Here is an 18,451-nt window from a genome sequence, read left to right on the forward strand (position 1 = left end):
AACGGGCCTGAGTTTGGTAGAGGAGAGGCGTGGCCAGGAGGCCCGCATGAAGAAGCAAGAGCGCCGACACTTCACCCCCGAGGTCGAACGATGGTGCGGGCTCCTCTCCGAGCGCAAGATCAAGCGCTCGTCACACCGTTCGACCCTCGCCTCGAGAACGATATCGAGGCGTACATCGCCGCCAGCAACGACGAGCCCAGGCTGTTCGCCTGGACCGAGTCCGCCGAGGAGATCCTCGCCTCGATCGGGCGGTACTGCCTTCGCACCTTGGACGCGACGGCATAAAGAGCGGATTTAAGACTCAGGACACTAATTTTGCGGATCGTCCGGGCCCATCGGTGCGTCGACGACGGAGTCCGAGGGAGACTCCAGCTGATTTGCGTACGCGGACTCGACGAGCGAGGCGACGCTCCCGGTCTGCGGAGCGTCCGGGCCCATCGGCGCGTCGACGACGGCGTCCGAGGGAGACTCCAGCTGATTGGCGTACGCGGACTCGACGCTCCCGGTCTGCGGAGCGTCCGGGCTCATCGGCGCGTCGCCGACGGCGTCCGAGGGAGACTCCAGCTGATTGGCGTACGCGGACTCGACGAGCGAGGCGGCGCTCCCGGTCTGCGGAGCGTCCGGGCCCATCGGCGCGTCGACGACGGCGTCCGAGGGCGCGTCGACGACGGCGTCCGAGGGAGACTCCAGCTGATTGGCGTACGCGGACTCGACGAGCGAGGTGGCGAGGCGTGAGCGACGGGCGTGCGGGGCGACATCGCCGGCCATCGTACACCACGTTCAGGGCGGCCGGCGACCGCCTGCAGGCTCGCCCGCGCGCAGCGCGGCGGCGCGTCTGCGGGCGGCTCCACGCGAGCATGGGCGAGCTCCGCAAGCGCGAACTCGTCCAGCCGCATGCCGCCGCGCGATCGGACGACCCGCGGGGACATGGCCTGTGGGGCCTGTGTCGAATGAATTCCTGCCGGCGTTCACGAGTGGTGCGTGGTTCAATCCATCGATTGCAACAGACGAGAGTGAAAGATGCTCCAATTCTCAGGGAAACATTGAATATTACGCACGATCTCCATTGCGAAGGGAAGAACGTGAGCGTCCGCGGCCTTCGGTCGAACTTGTCACATCGGACATTCCCGAAAGACATATCGAATGACCTCCCACGGACCGGCGCGTCGATTGTTTCGAGACATCTGGCCGCCTCCCCCTCTCGCCTGCGGCTCAGACCCTCCCCGACGGAGCCTTGATGCACGGCGGCACATCAGCCGCCGTCGCGTTCGGCGGAGCGTCCGCCCCGCCGCGCAAGATCTCGTGAATCCTCGCCTGAGACCACCCTCGCGGCAGCTTGGGCGATCCGCTGCCGGCCGCCCGCGAGCGGGCCGCCGTCGGTTATAGTCGCGCGCGTCACCATGCCGACCTCGACCCGCGTCTGTCTCCTCCTCCTCGCTGTTGCTGCCTGCGACGCCCCGCCGGCCAAGGACGCGCCCAAGGTCGCCACGATCCAGGCCAAGCGCGTCGAGCCGGCCGGCACGGCCGACGCCCGCCCGCCGACACCGGCAGGCCGCCCGACAGCAAGTCCGACGTCCCACCCGTCATCGTTCCGGGCGGACCTGCCGAAGACAGCGTCGTCAGCATGCCCGACAGCTTGACCGCGGAGAACATCCCGCCGATCCCGCGGGCGATCGCGGACGGCGTCGGCACCTACTCCGAGGCGCGCTCGGCCCTCGCGCTCGAGTGGCACCCGAAGGATCACTCGCTGCTGATCCGCACCCGCTTCGCCGACACCGATCAGGTCCACGAGGTCAAGATGGCCGGCGGCGATCGGCGGCAGCTCACCTTCTTCAGCGACCGCGTCGGCGGGGCCACCTATCCGCCGGTCGGCGACGGCGGCTTCTTCGTCCTCTCGAAGGACATCGGCGGCAACGAGTTCGCGCAGAACTGGCGCTTCGATCGCGCCGACGGCAAGCTGACCCTCCTCACCGACGGCGCCTCGAAGAACAGCCTCGGCCCGTGGACCCGCGCCGGCGACCGGTTCGCGTACACCTCGACCCGGCGCAACAAGAAGGACACCGACTTCTACGTCGTCGACCCGCGCGACCCGAGCAGCGACAAGCTCGTCGCCGAGGTCGAGGGCGGCGGCTGGTCGCCGCAGGACTTCTCGGCCGACGGCAACCAGCTCCTCGCGCCTCGAGTACGTCTCGGTCAACGAGAGCTATTTGTGGCTGTTCGACCTCGCCACCGGCGAGCGCACCAAGCTGACTGAAAAGACAGGAGACGTCCCGGTCGCCTGGTCGGGCGCCAGCTTCACCGCCGACGGCAAGGGCGTCATCACCACCACCGACGGCAAGGGTGAGTTCCGCGAGCTCGTCACCCTCGACCTCGCCAGCAAGCAGACCAGCCCGCTCGGCCCGCCGGTGGCAGTGGGACGTCGACAGCTTCGCGGTCAGCCACGACCGCAAGAAGCTGGCCTCGGTGGTCAACGAGGGCGGCATCGATCGGCTGCGGCTGCACGACCTGCCGAGCGGGCGCGAGCGGCCGATCAAGACCCGCCTGCCGGCCGGCACGATCGGCGGCCTCAACTTCCACCCCGACGGCAAGCTGCTGGCCTTCACCCTGTCGTCGGCGCGCTCGCCCGCGACACCTACGTGCTCGACGTCCAGTCCGGCGTCATCGAGCGCTGGACCGAGAGCGAGGTCGGCACGCTCAACCCTGCCACCTTCAGCGAGCCCGAGCTCGTCACCTGGAAGAGCTTCGACGGCCGCGAGATCCCCGGCTTTTACTACAAGCCCCCGGCGCGGTTCACCGGCAAGCGCCCGGTCGTCGTCATCGTCCACGGCGGGCCCGAGGGTCAGTCGCAGACCGGCTTCATCGGCCGCAACAACTACTACCTCAACGAGCTCGGCGTCGCCCTGCTCTACCCCAACGTGCGCGGCTCGACCGGCTACGGCAAGACCTACGTGCGCCTCGACAACGGCGCCCAGCGCGAGGACTCGGTCAAGGATCTCGGCGCCGCGCTCGACTGGATCGCCAGCCGGCCCGACCTCGACGCCGAGCGCGTCATGATCATGGGCGGCTCGTACGGCGGCTACATGACTCTGGCGGCCTCGGTCCACTTCGCCGACCGGATCCGCTGCGCCGTCGACATCGTCGGGATCAGCAACTTCGTCACCTTCCTCGAGAACACCGAGGCCTACCGCCGCGACCTGCGGCGGGCCGAGTACGGCGACGAGCGCGACCCGGAGCTGCGCAAGAAGCTGCTCGAGATCTCGCCGCTCACCCGCGCCGCCGAGATCAAGAAGCCGCTGTTCGTCATCCAGGGCAAGAACGACCCGCGCGTGCCGGCCAGCGAGGCGCACCAGATCGTCGCCACCCTCAAGCAGGGCGGCACACCGGTGTGGTACCTCGAGGGCAAGGACGAGGGCCACGGCTTCCAGAAGAAGCGCAACCAGGACTACCAGATGTACGCCACGATCCTGTTCATGAAGAAGTTCCTGCTCGACGGGATGAGCGAATGAGCGGCGACAATTCGCAGATGATCGCCGACTGGAACGGCCGCGTCGGCGAGGGCTGGCGCGTCCACCAGGAGCGGCTCGACGACATGATGGCCGCCTACGGCGAGGCCGTGCTGCAGGCCGCGGCCGCGCGTCCCGGCGAGCGCGTGCTCGACGTCGGCTGCGGCGCCGGGGCCACCTCGCTGGCGCTCGCGCGCGCGGTGCAGCCCGGCGGCGCGGTCGTCGGCGTCGACGTGTCCGTGCCCTTGCTCGAGCGCGCCCGCGAGCGGGCCGCCGCGGCCGGCCTCGACCTCGAGTTCCGCCGCGCCGACGCCAGCGTCGACGACCTCGGCCCCGGCGGTTACGACCTGCTGTGCTCGCGCTTCGGCGTGATGTTCTTCGCCGACCCGGTCGCCGCCTTCCGCCACCTGCGGGCCGCCGCGCGCCCCGGCGGCCGGCTCGTGTTCGTGTGCTGGCGCGCCGCCGCCGAGAACGACTGGGTCGTGCTGCCGCAGCGGGCGCTGCAGGGCATCGTGCCGCCGCAGCCGCCGCCCGAGCCCTCGGCCCCCGGCCCGTTCTCGTTCGGCGCGCGCGAGCGCGTGCAGGGCATCCTCGACGCCGCCGGCTTCCGCGCCGTCACGATCGCCCCGTTCGACGCCCCCCTGCGGTTCGGCCGCGGCGACACGCCCGAGGCCGCGGTCGACGACGCCGTCGCGCAGGCCCTCGACGTCGGCCCGTCTCGCGCCTGCTCGCGGGCCAGCCGGACGACGTGCGCGCGCGCGGGCTCGCGGCCGTGCGCGCCGCCTTCGCCGAGCGCGCCGGGCCGACCGGGGTGATCATCCGCGGCGCCGCGTGGATCGTCACGGCCCAGGTCTGACCATGGTGGGCACATGTCCCGGCGGACATGTGCCCACAATGCTCACACACACAGGTTGTTCTCGCAGCTCATCAGGTCCATGCAGTCCTTGGCGAACTCGCACGGGTCGAACTCGCTGCCGTCGTAGCACTTGCCGTACACGCAGTGCTTCGAGCCCTCGGCGCAGTCGGTGTCGGTCTTGCACGGGTCGCCCTCGCTGCCGTCGTAGCAGACCATCATGATGCAGCGCGGCGCCGCGGCGCTGCACTCCTCGTGGAACTCGCACGGGTCGCCCTCGGTGCCGTCGCGGCACTCGCCGAACACGCAGAATTGCGCGGTGTCGGGGCAGTCCTCGTTGAACTGGCACATCTGCCCCTCGCTGTCCGCGGGCGGGCGCCGGTCGTCTCGCCGGTGGTCGTCGCCGGCCCGGTCGTGCCCGCGTCGCCGGTCGTCGTCGACGTCGTCGGCGCCGTGCCCGTGGTCCCCGGGCCCGTGGTCGTGGACGTGGTCGTGCCGGTCGTCGTGCCGGTCGTCTCCATGACCGGCACCATCGGTCCGGGCTCGGTGTCGCCGTCGCTGGCGGCCACACCTTGCTTCTCCTTCTCACCGCAGGACGCCGTGAGCGCCACGGCGAGGTACAGGACGACGTTGGGACGCATGATCTCTCGGAAAGATGGCGACGGTCGGGCGAGCGGCACCTCAAAATCCATTGATGTGACTCGAACGACGTTCGCCCGGCCGGCCCCGCGGCGAGGCCATCGGCGCGTGATTTCGGGAAAAATCGGCCGGGCCCGCGAGCGGCGGCGCGCCGTGATCGCGGCCACCGACGCTGCCCACATTCCTCGCGAATGCGTGAACCCGCCGCCGGCGCAGGCCCGCAGCGGGCGACCCCATTTCCCGCGCGCACCGGCGCGCGCCGGCCCGTCCGACGAGCGCGCGACGTCGTCGACTCGCAGGTGCTCCGGCACGGCTCGCGGGGATCGCCGCTGCAGTCGCGGCGGCGCGCGAGGCGACCGCGGTCCTCACTCGCCCGACAGCCGCCGCTCGCTCAGCGCAGCCGGTGCTCGAGCCGCTGGGCCGTGTCCTCGAGGACAGCCCGGTGCTCGGCCGGCACGAACTCGATCTGGCGGCGCAGGTACGGCAGGAGCTCCGAGTTGGGCAGCTCGCTGATCGCCGTGCTGGCGACCTTGACGAACGGCTGCTCGCCCTCGCGGAGGCGGTCGCACAGGAAGTCGAGCGCCTCGACGCTGCCGATCTTGCCGATGGCCGTCAGCGCGGCCTTGCGGGCCGCCTCCGGGTCGGGCAGGTCGCGGGCCTCGAAGATCCGGCGCAGCGGCTCGAACGCGTGGGGGAACACCAGCCGCTCGACCGAGGCCGCCGCGGCCTTGCGGACCGGCGCGCTCGGGTCGCGCAGCGCCTGCGACACCAGGCCGAAGCTGCGCTTGAAGCGGAGCGCGCCCATCGCCGCGGCCACCGACTCGCGCAGCGACGCGTCGCCGTGGCGGTACATCGCCTCGAGGCCGGCGATCACCGGGTAGGCGCGGACCGTCGCCAGGCTCTTGACGATCTCGAGCGGCGGCACCGCCTGGCCGCGGCGCTCGAGCTCGAGCACCAGCAGCAGCGCGTGGCGGCGCACGTAGTCGGGGAAGCGGCGGTCGGCCATCACCCCGGCGGCGACCAGCGCCGGATCGCCGCCGAGCTCCCACTCGGCCAGGTCGACGTACCAGACCTCCTCGTAGTCGGGCAGCTGGCGCAGGAACTCGGGCACCGGCATCGGCCGTGGCGCGTCCTGCGGCTGGTCGCCGAGGCGACGGATCAGCCGCAGCGCCCGCTCGCGGTTCTTGGCCGGCAGGTCGAGCGTGGTGATCTTGCGGTAGGCCTCGGCGACCTGGCGGAACGCCCGCACCGACGCGAACGCCTCGGCCGCGGCCAGGCACGCGTTCTCGATGATCTGCGGCGGGTGGCCGGCCGCCAGCGCCTCGGTCGCCGCCTTGATCCACGCCTCGGCGCTGCGCCAGCGCAGGTCGTCGGCGTAGGGCAGCCCCGAGCGGGTGCAGTAGTCGGCCGCCTCGCGCAGGATCGACGCCACCGCGTGGAACTCGCCGGCCTCGCGGGCCATGGCGATGAACGTCTCGTACAGGCGCAGCGCGTCGAGCTTGAGCCCGTCGTCGCGGAGGATCCGGACGCTGTTGAGGTAGCCCTCGGCGACGTTCTCGAACGCCCGCGTCTCCGAGCCGAGGCGGGCGATCAGCTGGTAGCAGTCGAACGCGCGCTCGCGCAGGCCCTCGCTCTCGAACGCGTCGGCGACCTCCTCGACGCTCGTCGTCGCGTCGGCGATCGCTTGCCGGGCGCGCTCGTGGCCGAGGCGGCGCAGGCACAGCGCGTAGTTGATCTTCATCAGCGCGCGCTCGTAGTCGCGGTCGACCAGCGCGTCGCCGGCGAGCATGCGGGCCCACAGCTGCGACGCGGCCGCGTCGTCGCCGGCGCGCTCGAGCGCGATCGCCCGGTGCACCGGCATCCCGCCGAGCTCGAACCACGAGGCCGCCGGGCGGTGCTGGCCCGCGCGCGACAGATAGATCGCGTACAGCCGCACCGTGCGGATCGCGTCGGCGTCGCCGGCCTGGGCCCGCTGCGCGTACAGCCGCATGATGTCGGGCCCCGGCATCTCGCGCGCGCCGAGGTACGACAGGCAGGCCATGCCCTCGCCCCAGTTGCCGGTCGCGCGCAGCGAGTCGACGTAGGCGCGCAGCCACTCCTCGTACTCGAAGTCGATGCGGTCGACGACCTGGACCAGCTGGCGCAGGTAGATCTGGGCGTCGGCGTGGCGGCCGGCCCGCAGCGCCCCCTCGGCGCGGATCCACAGCACGTTGGTGTCGATCACCGCCGCCTCCGTCCCTGGCCTTTCAGACCTGTCCCGGCGGACATGGTCTTCGGGCCACCCGTCTTGCGCCGGATCGGCTGGGCCTGGCGCTGGCCGGCCTCGACGTCGCTGATGATCTGGCGGGCGCGCTGGGCCCTTCGGCCGTGGCTGATCGCCTGGTCGTCGATCACGTGGACGCGGTAGAACAGGTCGAGGTAGCCGAGGTCGAGCACGCCCGAGCTCGGCAGGATGAACACCCCGTAGATCGGCGCGCGCGCGGCCAGGGCGGCGACGTCGTCGGGCGGCAGCTGGCACTCGCCGTGGGTCAGCAGGTAGACCAGCACCTTGCCGCCGCCGCCGCCCGAGCGGCGCGGGGCCGACAGCTCGGCGTTGATCTGGCGGATCACGCGGGCGTAGTTGCGGCCGTGCTCGGCGCGGAACTGCAGCACGTAGGGCACCTCGGCGTGGCCCTGCGCGCCGACCTTGACGCCCTCGTACAGGCGGCTGTCGAAGAAGCGGAGGATCACGTGCTCGCCGAGCAGCGCCAGCCGCTTGCACAGCGCCAGCGCCAGCCCGCGGGCGAACACCTCCCGCACCCCGCGCATCGACGCCGAGCCGTCGACCAGCACGTAGTGGGTGCGGTGCTCGTTCTCGACCTGCTTCTCGTGGGTGAAGTAGAACAGCTCGTCGTCGATGAACTTCTGCTCGAAGATGTCTTCGTCGTAGGCGAGCTGCGACAGCTCGAGGTCGTCGACCCCGCCGAAGCGCTCGATCGACGCGTAGCCGTCGATCGAGAACACCTGCTGGCCGGCCTCGCGCTTGACCTCGAGGATCGACGGCAGCAGCTCCATCGAGAAGTCGATCACGTCGGCCAGGGCCGGGCTGACCATCACGTTGTAGAGGTCGGCCAGGTCGACGCCCGCGGCCGCCTCGCCGGGCCCGCCGCGGAACAGGCCGAACAGGCGCAGCGCGTCGACGTCGATCTGCTCGACCGCCAGCAGCGGCAAGAGCCGGTGCGTCGTCAGCGTCTGCAGCCACGCGATCGTCTGCCGCTGGTCGTAGCGGGTGTACGCCGAGCTCGGCTCGACCTTCGCGTAGTGGATCGCGTCGACCGGCAGCTCGATCGGCCGCAGCACCCGCACGTCGTCGGGCAGCTGCGGGACCACCGGCGCGAACACCCGCGCCAGGACCACGCCGATCATCTGGTCGCGGTGCTTCCAGCCGGCCTGCGCGCGCACCAGGTCGCTCTCGCCGAGCTCGACGAGCAGCCCGCGCCAGGCCTCGCACAGCTCCGACTCGGCGATGCCCTTGACCACCGGACCCGGGCCGCCGAGCCCCGTGATGAGGCAGCCGAGGTCGTGCAGCACCACCAGCGGCGCGGCCACGCCGAGGCGCGCGAGGATCCCCTGCCACACCAGCGCGCGCATCATCGCCAGCGCGCCGGCGCCGTCGATCTGCGACAGCGCCAGGCTGCCGACCTGGCGCTCGAGCTCGGCCACGTTCGGCGTCACCCGCGGCGCCTGGGCCGGCGCGCCGGCCGACGGTCGCGTCGACCGCGGCGCCGGGGCCTGAGGCGGGGCGGCGCGCGGCGGGACCGGGGGCTTGCGGACGTCGGCCATAAAAGGCGGGCCCCTCTCACGCGAAGCGGCTCGACGCGAACATCGTCTCGAGCAGCTTGTCGACCTCGCCGACCATGCGCTGGGCCGTGGGGCTGTCCTGCATGCGCAGCAGCGCCGCCTTGATGTCGCCGAGGTTGCGCAGCTGGCTGAACAGCTGCATGTCCGACAGCACCTGGCTGCCGGTGAGCGTCTCGCGGATCACCCGCAGCTCCTCGAGCAGGTCCTGCAGGCTCGTCGGCGCACACCTGTCCCTTCGACCAGCCCGAGCGAGCCTGCGACCGCCGCCGCCGAGGCCGCCTCGGGCGACGCGCTGATCGAGCCGTCGACCCGCAAGCCGCCGGCCCCGCCGCAGCCGATGGTGATGACGCTGGCCCAGCGCCTCGACGCCGCCCGGGCCGCGCTGGCGACCGCGCGCGAGCGGGACCGGATCACCGAGGCGCTCGTGCGCGCCGCAGCGCTGATCGCCCCACGCGTAGCCCTGTTCGGCGTCAAGCGCGAGGGCCTGCGCGTCCTGGCCGCGCCCGGCAGCGCGCTGCGGCTGGCCGAGGGCCTCGTGATCCCGCTGCCCGAGGGCGGCCTGCTCGATCGCGCCGTGTCCGGCCAGGGCCCGCTGCACCTCCTGATCGAGCCGAGCCTGTCGTTCGCCGTCGGCCAGCCGCTCGGGATCCCCTGCATCTTCGAGCCGGTGCTCGCCGGCGGTCGCACCGTGCTGATGCTCTACCTCGACCGTGCCGGCGTCGCCTTCGATCCGCGCGAGCGCACCGTCCTGCGCGAGCTGTGCGACACCGCCCGGCAGAGCCTCGAGGCGCTGCTGCGGCTGCTCGGGTGGGTGGTGCCGGGCGGCACGCCCGGGGCCGGCCCCGCCGACCGCACGCGCCCGTCGATCCGGCCCCACCTGGCCACGCCGATCGTCACCGTCGACGAGACCGAGGCCCCGGCCACGTCGCCACCTGTCTCTGCGGACAGCCCCGAGCCCGAGCCCGAGCCCGCGCCGGCCGCCGAGGCCGCGCCCGAGCCCGACGAGCCCGAGCCGTCGCCGACCACGGGCGGGGCGTCGAGCGAACCTGGCTTCGGGGACAGCAGCAGCGCCGCCAGCCGTTCGCGCGGCCGCGGCAGCCGCGGGCGCGCGGTCATCACCCTGAAGAACCCGATCCGGCGCGACGACCCGGCGACCGTGACGCCGCTGCCGGTCCGCGCCGAGAGCTCCGCGCTCGTGCGGGCCCAGCCGCTCGCCGACGAGCCGCCCCCGCCCCCCGAGGAGCCGGAGTACGAGGACCTCACCGACGACCCCGAGCCCGACCCGCCGCCGGCCCGCCGCAACGGCCCCGGCCTCGGCCTCGCCCCGGTCCCGGTCCCCCTCGGCCCCGACAATGGCGGCGACAGCCCGCTCGTGGCCCGCTTCGCCGCGATGTTCACCAGGCCGCCGGCGCCGGGGGTGACGATCGATCTGTCCGATCGGCCCGGCACCTTCGGACATGCCCGATCGGACACGCCCGAGCCGCCGCCCGCCGGGCCGCAGGCCGACATGCCCAACTGGATCGCCACCGCCGAGCCCTCCGGCATCGAGGACCCGCTGCCGGTCGCGGAGGTCCTGCGGTCCGCCGCGTCGGCCGCAGAGGCCCGCGTCGACCACGATCCGGCGGCGACGCTGCCGGGCGCGCCGCGGGTCATCATCGACGAGACCGCCCGGGCTCCGGTGCGCGAGGCCGAATTCGACGAGTGGCCGCGCGCCGCCTCCGACACCCCGACCATCCTCGACCTCTCGCCCCCGCCGACGCACGCGCCGCTGCTGGTCGAGACCCGCGCCGCGCCCGACGCCAAGACCATCCTCGACATCCCGCCGCTCGACGCCGCGGTCCCGCCCGAGACCCTGATCCCCAACCTCATCGCCCCGCCCGGCACCGCCGGCGCGGGCCGCCGCCGACGCGCGGAGCCGGCCGAGGAAGAGCCGGTGCTGGTGATCCCGAAGACGCTGCGACGCTCGGGGGGCCTCACCGTCACGCCGCACCCGATGGCCCGCCGCAGCGATCCGGACGAGGTCGAGGGCGGTCCGACGCTGTCGATGCCGAGCACCCTGATCGGCCCCCGCAGCGGCCGGCGCCGCGGCAAGCACGAGCCGCGCTCCGACGCCTCGTCCAGCGGCCTGACCATGCCCCGCCTGGTGCGCGAGGCCGACGCCGACGAGGCGCCGCTGCCGGCCGGCGCCGCCGGTCCTTCGGAACATGCCCTCGAGGACATGTCCCCGGCGACCGGTCCCGAAGCGCAGGCGGACGCCGCGCCGCGCGCGGACGCGACCCGGAGCGGGTCCGACGCCGCGCCGGCCGAGGCCCCGGCGGCCGAAGGACGCCCCGCCCGCCCGGCGGCCGACGAGATGTCGGCCGTCGAGCCGACGGCCGCCGACGCCGCCCCCGGGGCGGCGCTCAGCGAGCGCGAGATCGACGCGGTGATCGAGGAGTTCCTGCAGAACCCGGCCGAGTGGACCAGCGTGTCGCGGCTGCGAGCGCTCGACGAGCGCGGCCTGGCGCGCCTGGCCGCGCGCTTCCCCGGGCCGATCGACCTCGCCAACGCGACCAACTTCCCGCCACCCAGCGCCCACGGGCCGCTGCTGCGCGCCTGCGTCGAGCTCGGCCACGCCGTCAGCCCGCACATCCTCGCCCTGTTCGCCAGCGTGCGGCCGCAGATCCGCTTCTACGCCGCGTTCCTGTTCCAGGAGCTGCGCGACCCGAGGTGCCTGCGGCCGCTCGGCGAGCTGGCGTTCGACCCCGACCCCGACGTGCGCCTGATCGCCACCCGCGTGCTCGAGTCGTACAGCCGCGTGCCCGACTTCGCCGCGGTGGCCGCCGAGATCCGTGACGAGCTCGACAGCGCCGAGCGCGACCGTCAGCTGCTCGCGGTCGAGGCCGCGGGCACCCTGCGCGACACCCTCGCCGTGCCGCGCCTCATCGACCTGCTGGCGGTCCGCGACAAGCACGTCCGCGAGGCCGCGCTCGAGGCGCTGTGCTCGATCACCGCCAAGCACCACGGCTACCGCGCCCAGCGCTGGCGCGCCTGGTACGCCGAGCACGGCCAGGAGCCGCGCATCGAATGGGTCATCGACGGCCTGCGCCACCGCGACGAGGCCGTGCGCCGCTGGGCCGCCGACGAGCTGGCGCGGATCACCGGCCAGCGGATCCCGTTCCCGGCCGAGGGCGACCGCCGCAGCCGCGAGCTGGCGCTGCGCGCCTGGCAGGCCTGGTGGGACAGCAACCGCGAGGACTTCACCGCCGGTCCCTGAGGACCTGTCGCTCGGGGCATGCCCTCAGGGGCATGTCCCGACGAGCCTGCCCGATCGACCATGGTCGTTCGGCCATGCCCGCAGGCGAGGCTCGCGCGGCCGTCGCGCCGCGGCGCTTTGGCGGAGTCACGCGCGCCTTGACGACCATGGACGAGGGGCCGCGACCTCTGCCCGTCCGGCTCGCTCCGCACATGGCCGAGCGAGCATGAACGAAGAGACATGGCCGCAGCGCCATGCCTTCCTCGCGCCTCGGCTCGGGCTCAGAGGTCGTCGTCGACCATGACCTTGCCGGTCTTGGCCGGGGCCATCCGGCCCATCCGCACCGGCTCGCGCTCGGGCGGCGGCGGCGGGACGTCGGCGACGACGTCGCCCATCAGCGGCTCCGACTTCGGCGGCTCGACCGGCTTCACCGGCGCCTGGCCCATCTGCGGCGGCGGCGGCGCGAAGCCGGGCTGCGGGTCGCACGGCTCCTTCACCTCGGGCATCGCCTCGCCCATCTTCGCGTGCTCGACCGGCGCCACCTTGCCCATCAGCTCCTCGGTCGCGGGCGGCGGAGGCGGCGGCTCGACGACGATCGGCGCCGCGCCCATCGTCGCCACCGTCACCGCGGGCACCGGCGGCGGCTGGGGCGGACGGATCTGGGCCCCGAGGTCGACCACGTGCTTGCAGACCTCGTGGCCCGCGGGGAAGTGCATGGTGGTGAAGGGCCCGGTCTGGACCTCGCAGCCGCCCTCGGGCGAGGGCTTGGCGTCGCGGGCCATCGCCTCGATGGCGATGTCGCCGATGTCCTGGATCGGCGGGCCGTCGCCGTGGGGGGTGCAGGCGGCCAGGAGCATCGCCGCGAAGGCGGTCCGCACCGGGCGGAGCCGGGACACGGGGACGGTGTCGCGGAACGCGATCTGGCCGTCTTCCTGGTTCGAGTAGCGGACGCACAGGTGCTCGCCCTTGTGCGCGCGCAGGAGATCGGAGGCGGCCTGCCGTGTCATCGCCGAGAGGTTGTGCACGTGTTTGGCGCAGACATCGCAGAAGCGGCGCTCGTCATCGCCGTGCATGGCGTCCCACGACTCGTGGCAGGGGCTCTTGATCTCGACGTTGCGGCTGTGCATGGCGGCGGGACAACGCGCGTGGTCGTGGTCGGGTCTCGGACGAGGGCTCGGCGCGGCGCGTGGTGAGGACCAGCGTATCCCCTGTGCGAGAAGCTTGGTATAGGGCCGGCGTGCCCCACGTCCCTGCCCTCCTCGCGCGACTGCGCGACGAGCCGCGCTACCTCGCCGCGCTGGCTGCGCTGCTGGTCGACGAGGTCCTCGCCGCGCCGGCGCGTCGCTTCATCGATCCCGTACGGCTGACGCCGCTGGTCGTCACCGGCCTGCAGGCCGTCGCCGCCGCGCCCGGCCACGCCGCGTGGCTCGAGCAGCGCCTCCGCGACGCGCTGGGGCGACTTCGGCCGCGGCAAGGCACGGTGCGGGCGCGGCTCCCCGGCGATCTGCTGCCGCTGCTGCGGACCGTCGTCCGTCGACCCTACACACCGAGCCGCGCGCTGGTGCGAGCCGTCGTCGATCAGGCGACCGTGCGCGATCTGTCGCGCACGATCCTCCACACCACGCTGCTCGACTTCGCCAGGAAGGTCGGCTCGATCTTGCCGGACACCAGCAAGATCCCGGGCGCCGGCGTCACCTCGAAGCTGTTCGGCGTCGCCAAGGGCGTCGCCTCCGTGGTCGGGCTCGACGCCTCGGTCGAGGAGCGCGTGCGCGGCTTCGTCGACGGGGCCGTCGGTCGCGTGATCGACATGATCGTCGACCGCGTCAGCGACCCCAGGCACGCCGGCGAGGGCGCGGCCTTCCGCGCCGACGTGCTGGCCGCGATGCTCGACCTGCCGGAGTCGGCCCTCCACGCCGAGCTCGTCAAGCTCGACCCCGCCGTGGTCGCCGCCGACGTCCAGGCCGCGCTGGTCGCCGTCGCCGCCTGGGACCGCCTGCCCGCCGAGGTCGAGGCCGTGCTCACCGAGGCGGTCGCCGGCCTCGGCGACGTCACCGTCGGCGAGCTGCTGGCGGGCTCGGGCGAGGTCGAGGCGTGGCGCGGCGCGGTCGAGGCCGAGCTGCGCTACCACCTCGGCCTCGGGCTGACCGGCCCGCGCTTCGCCGCGTGGCTCGAGCACCTGGTCGCGGGGACATTGCCCGAAGACCATGTCCCTGCGGACAGCGTCGCCAAGTGAGCCGGCGCCTGCGCTTCAGGACACGCCCTGAAGCGCAGGTCCAGCGGCGCGGGCGAATCGTCACCGCCTGCCCGCGCGACCGGCTCACACCCCGGGGGCCTGCGCGACCTCGCCGAGCGGGCGGGCGCGGCCGATCGCCGGGTCGACCGAGGCCAGCTCCTCGTAGGCCTCCGGGTTGGCCTGCTTCAGCGTCCCGCCGCGGGCTTCGGCGGTGCCGATGAGCTCACGGATGCCTCGCACCGACCCGTAGTAGTTGCCGTTGTCGTGGTCCTCGTCGCTGTTGCAGCGGCGGATCAGCGAGCGGGACAGCCGCGGGAGCTGCAGCATGTCGAGCGCCATCTCCCACAGGCCGTCGACGAAGTTCTGATCGGCGGGGAACTCGAGCAGGCCGGCGAGCAACAACAGGAGCCCGGCGCGCTGGCCGAGCGGCGTGTCGAGCGGCGGCGCGTCGGCGAGGTAGCCGAGGTCGATCGCCCGCCACCACGCCTCCGCGGCGACCAGCAGGCGCTTGAGCTCCTGCGCGCTGTGGCTGAGGTGGCTGTGGAACAGCACGTCGGCCGTCAGGGCGTCGCCGGCCGGGTCGCGGACGTAGCGGACCACCGCGGGCAGGCGGCCGAGCTCCCCGCGCGGGCCCTTGCCGGCGGGCACGTCGCGCGGCGGCTCGGCGCCGCTGAAGAAGCCGCCGGCCCGGAACGCGTAGAGGATCTCGGCCTGGCCCGGCAAGCTGTCCCAAAGTTCAGAGTACTGCGTGACCCGGTTGAGGCTGCCGGCGGCCCAGCCGAGCCCGCGCGCGGCCTCGCCGCTGATCTGCGACGGCGAGGCGCCGGGGTCGCGCGGCACCGCCGAGTCCTTGAGGCTCTCGGCGATCTCGACCAGGCGGAAGTCGAGGAAGCCGTCGTAGTAGTCGGCCTTGCCGTCGCGGTTGATGTCCTGGTAGCGCGCCACCACCAGCGGGTGGGCCGGGCCGATGAACTGCACGAAGTCGGGCGTGCGGCTCTGCCGGTGGTGCCACTGGGCCTTGCGGATCCGCTGGTCGATCGCGGCGAAGTCCTCCTCCTCGGCGAGGCCGCGCAGGATCGCCACGAAGCAGTCGATGCCCTCGGAGGCGACGACCTTGTCGCCCTCGCCCGTGCGGAAGTAGGTCGAGTCCCAGCTCGAGAAGATGTCGGCGTCGGGGAACATGCGGGCGATGGCGAAGCGCGTCGTCAGCCCGGCGCACTGGCAGTTCATCATCAGCTTGTAGCCGACCTGCTGGGTCTGGATCGCCGACGCGCGCATGTCGGACGCGCCGAGGTTGGCGTGACGGCTGACGAGCAAACCGGTGAAGAACTCCTGCGACATCTCGAAATTCTCGTCGCGCGGCGAGGCCGAGCGGGCGAACACCACGAACTCGCGCCCGCCCTTGCCGACGAACGGCGCCAGCAGCACCACGTAGCCGTCGCCCCACAGGTTCGGCGGCCTCGGCGTGCCCTCGGGCGCGGCGATCTTGGTGAAGCCGTACTTGGTCTGCAGCAGCTCGACCTCGCCGGGGAAGAACTCGGGGGCCGAGGCCAGGGCGAACCGCCACGGCCCGGTCAGCGCGGGGTACGGCGGGGCCCGCCGCGACAGCGAGCGCAGCAGCGCCTGCGCGCGCGCCTGCTGCTGGGGGCGCAGCGCCGGACCGCGCAGCGACAGCAGCGAGATCGCGTGCGCCCGCAGCTCGCTGCGCCCGCCGGGTCCGGTTTCGTCGTCGACCAGCCGGAAGATGCGCTCGGCGGCCGCGTCGGCGGCGGCGCGGAACCCGGGGTCCTTGAGCGCCGTGGCGACCACGTGCGACAGCACCGTCAGCGCCGCCGAGCGCAGCTGCACCGCGTCGTCGACCGCCCCGTGCGGCCCGCCGGGCGCGGCCGCCGTCAGCACCGCCTCGACCTGCTGCAGCAGCGCCCCGGCCTGCGCCGGCGTCAGCCGCTCGGTCCGCAGCGGCTCGTCGGGGAAGAACGCGCTCGGCGGGAACAGGCACTCGAAGCTCGACGTCCGCCGCGAGGAGATCCAGCGCGCGGCGGCGACGAACACCGGCAGCGCCGACATGTCCTTCGGGGCAGGTCCGGCCGGGTCGCCGGCCAGCTCGCCCGACGGCAGCAGGAACAGCGGGGCCACGCCGTGGATGCCGGCGGTCAGATCGAGCGCCGCCGCCTGGGGCTCCGGCCTGTCTCGAAGACCCTGTCCCGAGAGACCGGCGAGGCGCTGACGGACGGCGCGGCGGCCGGGGAAGTCGAGCAGGACCTTGTGCCCGACCGACGACCGCAGCAGCGCCTTGTCGGCCGCCGAGGGCTCGGCGACGAGGGCGACGTGGTAGTTGCGCTCGCCCGTGAGGTGGATCTGCACGCCCGGGCCGCTGCGCGCGCGCTCGAAGCTGCGGGTGGCCGTGCTGCCCGACTTGACCAGGACGGCGGCGAAACGCGTGGCCTCGGCGCCGCGCCCGATCCGAATCTCGATCTCCTTCATCGCACCCTCCGAGGGCGCGAGCGTAGCACGCTGCCGCGACGTCATCGGACGCGCGGTCCCACGCGCACGGGCGCGGCGGGGCTGGAGAATTCGACATGTCCTTTCGGACAGCCTCTCGTGCCGGCGAACCGTGGTCACGCCGCGGTTCGATGTTCCGCGCCTACTTCAGCGCGCCCCTGTGCGCGTGCGGCTCGGGCGGCACGGGGGGCATCCCCGTCTGCGGAGCGACGCGGTATTCGTTGAGGCGGTACTGAATCTTGCGCGGCGAGATCCCGAGGATCTTGGCGGCCTTGCTGGTGCTGCCGCCGACGTGCTCGAGCGTCCGCAGGATCGCGTAGCGCTCGATCTCTCGCAGCGACGCGCCGGGGATCACCGGCGCCGCGTCGTCGCCGCGCATCTTCGACATCAGCTCGCGCGGCAGGTCGCGCGGCTCGATCTCCGCCCCGCGCGCGAGCACCACCGCCCGCTCGACGCTGTTCTCGAGCTGACGGATGTTGCCGGGCCAGTCGCACCCGAGCAGCACGCCCAGCGCGCGCTCGCTGAAGCCGACCACCGGTCGATGCGCCTGGGCGGCGAACTGGCGCAGGAAGTACATCGCCAGCAGCGGGATGTCGTCCCGGCGCTCGCGCAGCGACGGCATGCGCAGGCTGACGACGTTGAGGCGGTAGTACAGATCCTCGCGCAGCTTGCTGCCCTTGGCCGCGCCGAGATCGTGGCTGGTCCCCGCGATCACGCGGACATCGGCGTGCAGCGGCTCGCTGTCGCCGACGCGGCAGAACGTGCGGTCTTGCAGGAAGCGCAGCAGCGCCGCCTGGACGCCGCCGGGCAGCTCGTCGACGTCGGCGAGGAAGAGCGTGCCGCCGTCGGCCTCGAAGATCCGGCCCTCGCGCAGCACCGCCTCGCCGTCGCGCACGCCGAACAGCTCGCGGGCGCAGGCCTCGTCGGTGAACCCGCTGCACTGCAGGCTGACGAACGGGCCGCGGCGGCCGCTCCACTGGTGGATCAGGCGCGCCAGGTGTTGCTTGCCGGTGCCGCGCTCGCCGGTGACGAGCACCGACACCGGCGAGTCGGCGACCTGGCGCGCGAGGCCGAGGAGGTCGCGGAACACCTTCGACTGGCCGATGACGCCGGCGCGCAGGTCGGCGCGCTGGCTCTCGAGCGCCGAGCGGAGGTGCCGGGCCTCGCGCTGGAGCGCGCGGTGTCGCAGGACCCGCTGCAGCACGATGAGCAGCTGCGGCAGGTCGACGGGCTTGCTGAGGTAATCGTCGGCGCCGAGGTGGAGCGCCTCGACGGCGCCCTCGACCGAGCCGAAGGCCGTCATCACGACGACCGCGACGTCAGGGTAGAGTTCACGGAGCTTGGATATGAGCTCGAGGCCGTTGAGGCCGGGCATCTTGACGTCGGTGATCACGACGTCGGGTTCCCACTGGTCGATGCGTCCGAGCGCCTTGTATCCGTCGGCGGCGGACTGGACCTCATAACCTTCCTCGCGCAGCAGCTCGCTGAGTGCAGAGCGTGCGCTTGACTCGTCATCGACCACCAAAATTCGGGTCGGCCTGGTCTCTTCGAATTTCGTCATAGGCGGTACCTCCGCGGGGCTTCGCCTACTCTGCGGGCGGAAGATGCGCGGGTGTAATGCATACTTTGCGCGCTCGCGCAAAGCC

Annotated in this window: 12 protein-coding genes and 1 pseudogene; 5 read left to right on the plus strand and 8 right to left on the minus strand. The window is 73.0% G+C overall.

Annotated features, from left to right (window positions below):
• Positions 1-309 precede the first annotated feature (309 nt).
• A complete protein-coding gene (locus tag NAEX_RS49315) occupies positions 310-768 on the minus strand; it encodes a hypothetical protein (protein ID WP_096325477.1) in 459 nt (152 codons plus the stop codon).
• An 856-nt stretch (positions 769-1,624) separates the two neighbouring features.
• Between NAEX_RS49315 and NAEX_RS51895 the strand changes: the two genes are divergently transcribed.
• The 3 genes and pseudogenes from NAEX_RS51895 (at position 1,625) to NAEX_RS00020 (ending at position 4,359) form a co-directional block, all read left to right on the plus strand.
• A complete protein-coding gene (locus tag NAEX_RS51895) occupies positions 1,625-2,254 on the plus strand; it encodes a TolB family protein (protein WP_211302322.1) in 630 nt (209 codons plus the stop codon).
• Positions 2,208-3,506 (plus strand): alpha/beta hydrolase family protein, encoded by a 1,299-nt coding sequence (locus NAEX_RS00015; protein ID WP_211302323.1) that lies wholly within the window; start codon positions 2,208-2,210, stop codon positions 3,504-3,506. The genes NAEX_RS51895 and NAEX_RS00015 overlap by 47 nt, the downstream gene beginning before the upstream one ends.
• A pseudogene (locus tag NAEX_RS00020) lies at positions 3,503-4,359 on the plus strand (class I SAM-dependent methyltransferase). The gene NAEX_RS00015 and the pseudogene NAEX_RS00020 overlap by 4 nt, the downstream one beginning before the upstream one ends.
• A 42-nt stretch (positions 4,360-4,401) precedes the next feature.
• On the opposite strand, the gene NAEX_RS49320 reads toward NAEX_RS00020, so the two are convergent.
• The 4 genes from NAEX_RS49320 to NAEX_RS00040 form a co-directional block, all read right to left on the minus strand.
• Positions 4,402-4,707 carry a hypothetical protein gene (locus NAEX_RS49320; protein WP_096325478.1) on the minus strand — a complete coding sequence of 102 codons (306 nt, stop codon included), beginning with the start codon at positions 4,705-4,707 and terminating at the stop codon, positions 4,402-4,404.
• 679 nt (positions 4,708-5,386) lie between these two features.
• The gene (locus tag NAEX_RS00030; protein ID WP_096325479.1) at positions 5,387-7,219 is read right to left on the minus strand and encodes a HEAT repeat domain-containing protein; all 1,833 of its coding nucleotides are present in this window, start codon (positions 7,217-7,219) and stop codon (positions 5,387-5,389) included.
• On the minus strand, positions 7,216-8,817 hold the full coding sequence (locus NAEX_RS00035; RefSeq protein ID WP_096325480.1) for a hypothetical protein: 1,602 nt from the start codon (positions 8,815-8,817) through the stop codon (positions 7,216-7,218). The genes NAEX_RS00030 and NAEX_RS00035 overlap by 4 nt, the downstream gene beginning before the upstream one ends.
• Before the next feature lie 16 nt (positions 8,818-8,833).
• Positions 8,834-9,019: a hypothetical protein gene (locus NAEX_RS00040; RefSeq protein ID WP_096325481.1), complete on the minus strand. Its 186-nt coding sequence runs from the start codon at positions 9,017-9,019 to the stop codon at positions 8,834-8,836.
• 159 nt (positions 9,020-9,178) lie between these two features.
• Between NAEX_RS00040 and NAEX_RS00045 the strand changes: the two genes are divergently transcribed.
• Complete coding sequence (locus NAEX_RS00045; protein WP_170135300.1) at positions 9,179-12,091, plus strand: HEAT repeat domain-containing protein; 2,913 nt, start codon at positions 9,179-9,181, stop codon at positions 12,089-12,091.
• Between the two features lie 260 nt (positions 12,092-12,351).
• Here the strand turns inward: NAEX_RS00045 and NAEX_RS00050 are convergent, their stop codons facing one another.
• A complete protein-coding gene (locus tag NAEX_RS00050) occupies positions 12,352-13,197 on the minus strand; it encodes a hypothetical protein (RefSeq protein WP_096325483.1) in 846 nt (281 codons plus the stop codon).
• Between the two features lie 110 nt (positions 13,198-13,307).
• On the opposite strand from NAEX_RS00050, the gene NAEX_RS00055 reads away from it, so the two are divergent.
• Positions 13,308-14,303, plus strand: coding sequence for an autophagy-related protein 101 (locus NAEX_RS00055; RefSeq protein WP_096325484.1), 996 nt, complete (start codon positions 13,308-13,310; stop codon positions 14,301-14,303).
• An 84-nt stretch (positions 14,304-14,387) separates the two neighbouring features.
• Here NAEX_RS00055 and NAEX_RS00060 read toward each other — a convergent pair whose 3' ends face one another.
• On the minus strand, positions 14,388-16,787 hold the full coding sequence (locus NAEX_RS00060; RefSeq protein ID WP_096325485.1) for a hypothetical protein: 2,400 nt from the start codon (positions 16,785-16,787) through the stop codon (positions 14,388-14,390).
• A gap of 160 nt (positions 16,788-16,947) precedes the next feature.
• A complete protein-coding gene (locus tag NAEX_RS00065) occupies positions 16,948-18,366 on the minus strand; it encodes a sigma-54-dependent transcriptional regulator (protein ID WP_096325486.1) in 1,419 nt (472 codons plus the stop codon).
• Positions 18,367-18,451: the final 85 nt, after the last annotated feature.

It is taken from the genome of Nannocystis exedens (assembly GCF_002343915.1).
In the GTDB taxonomy this organism is placed as follows: Bacteria; Myxococcota_A; Polyangia; order Nannocystales; family Nannocystaceae; genus Nannocystis; species Nannocystis exedens.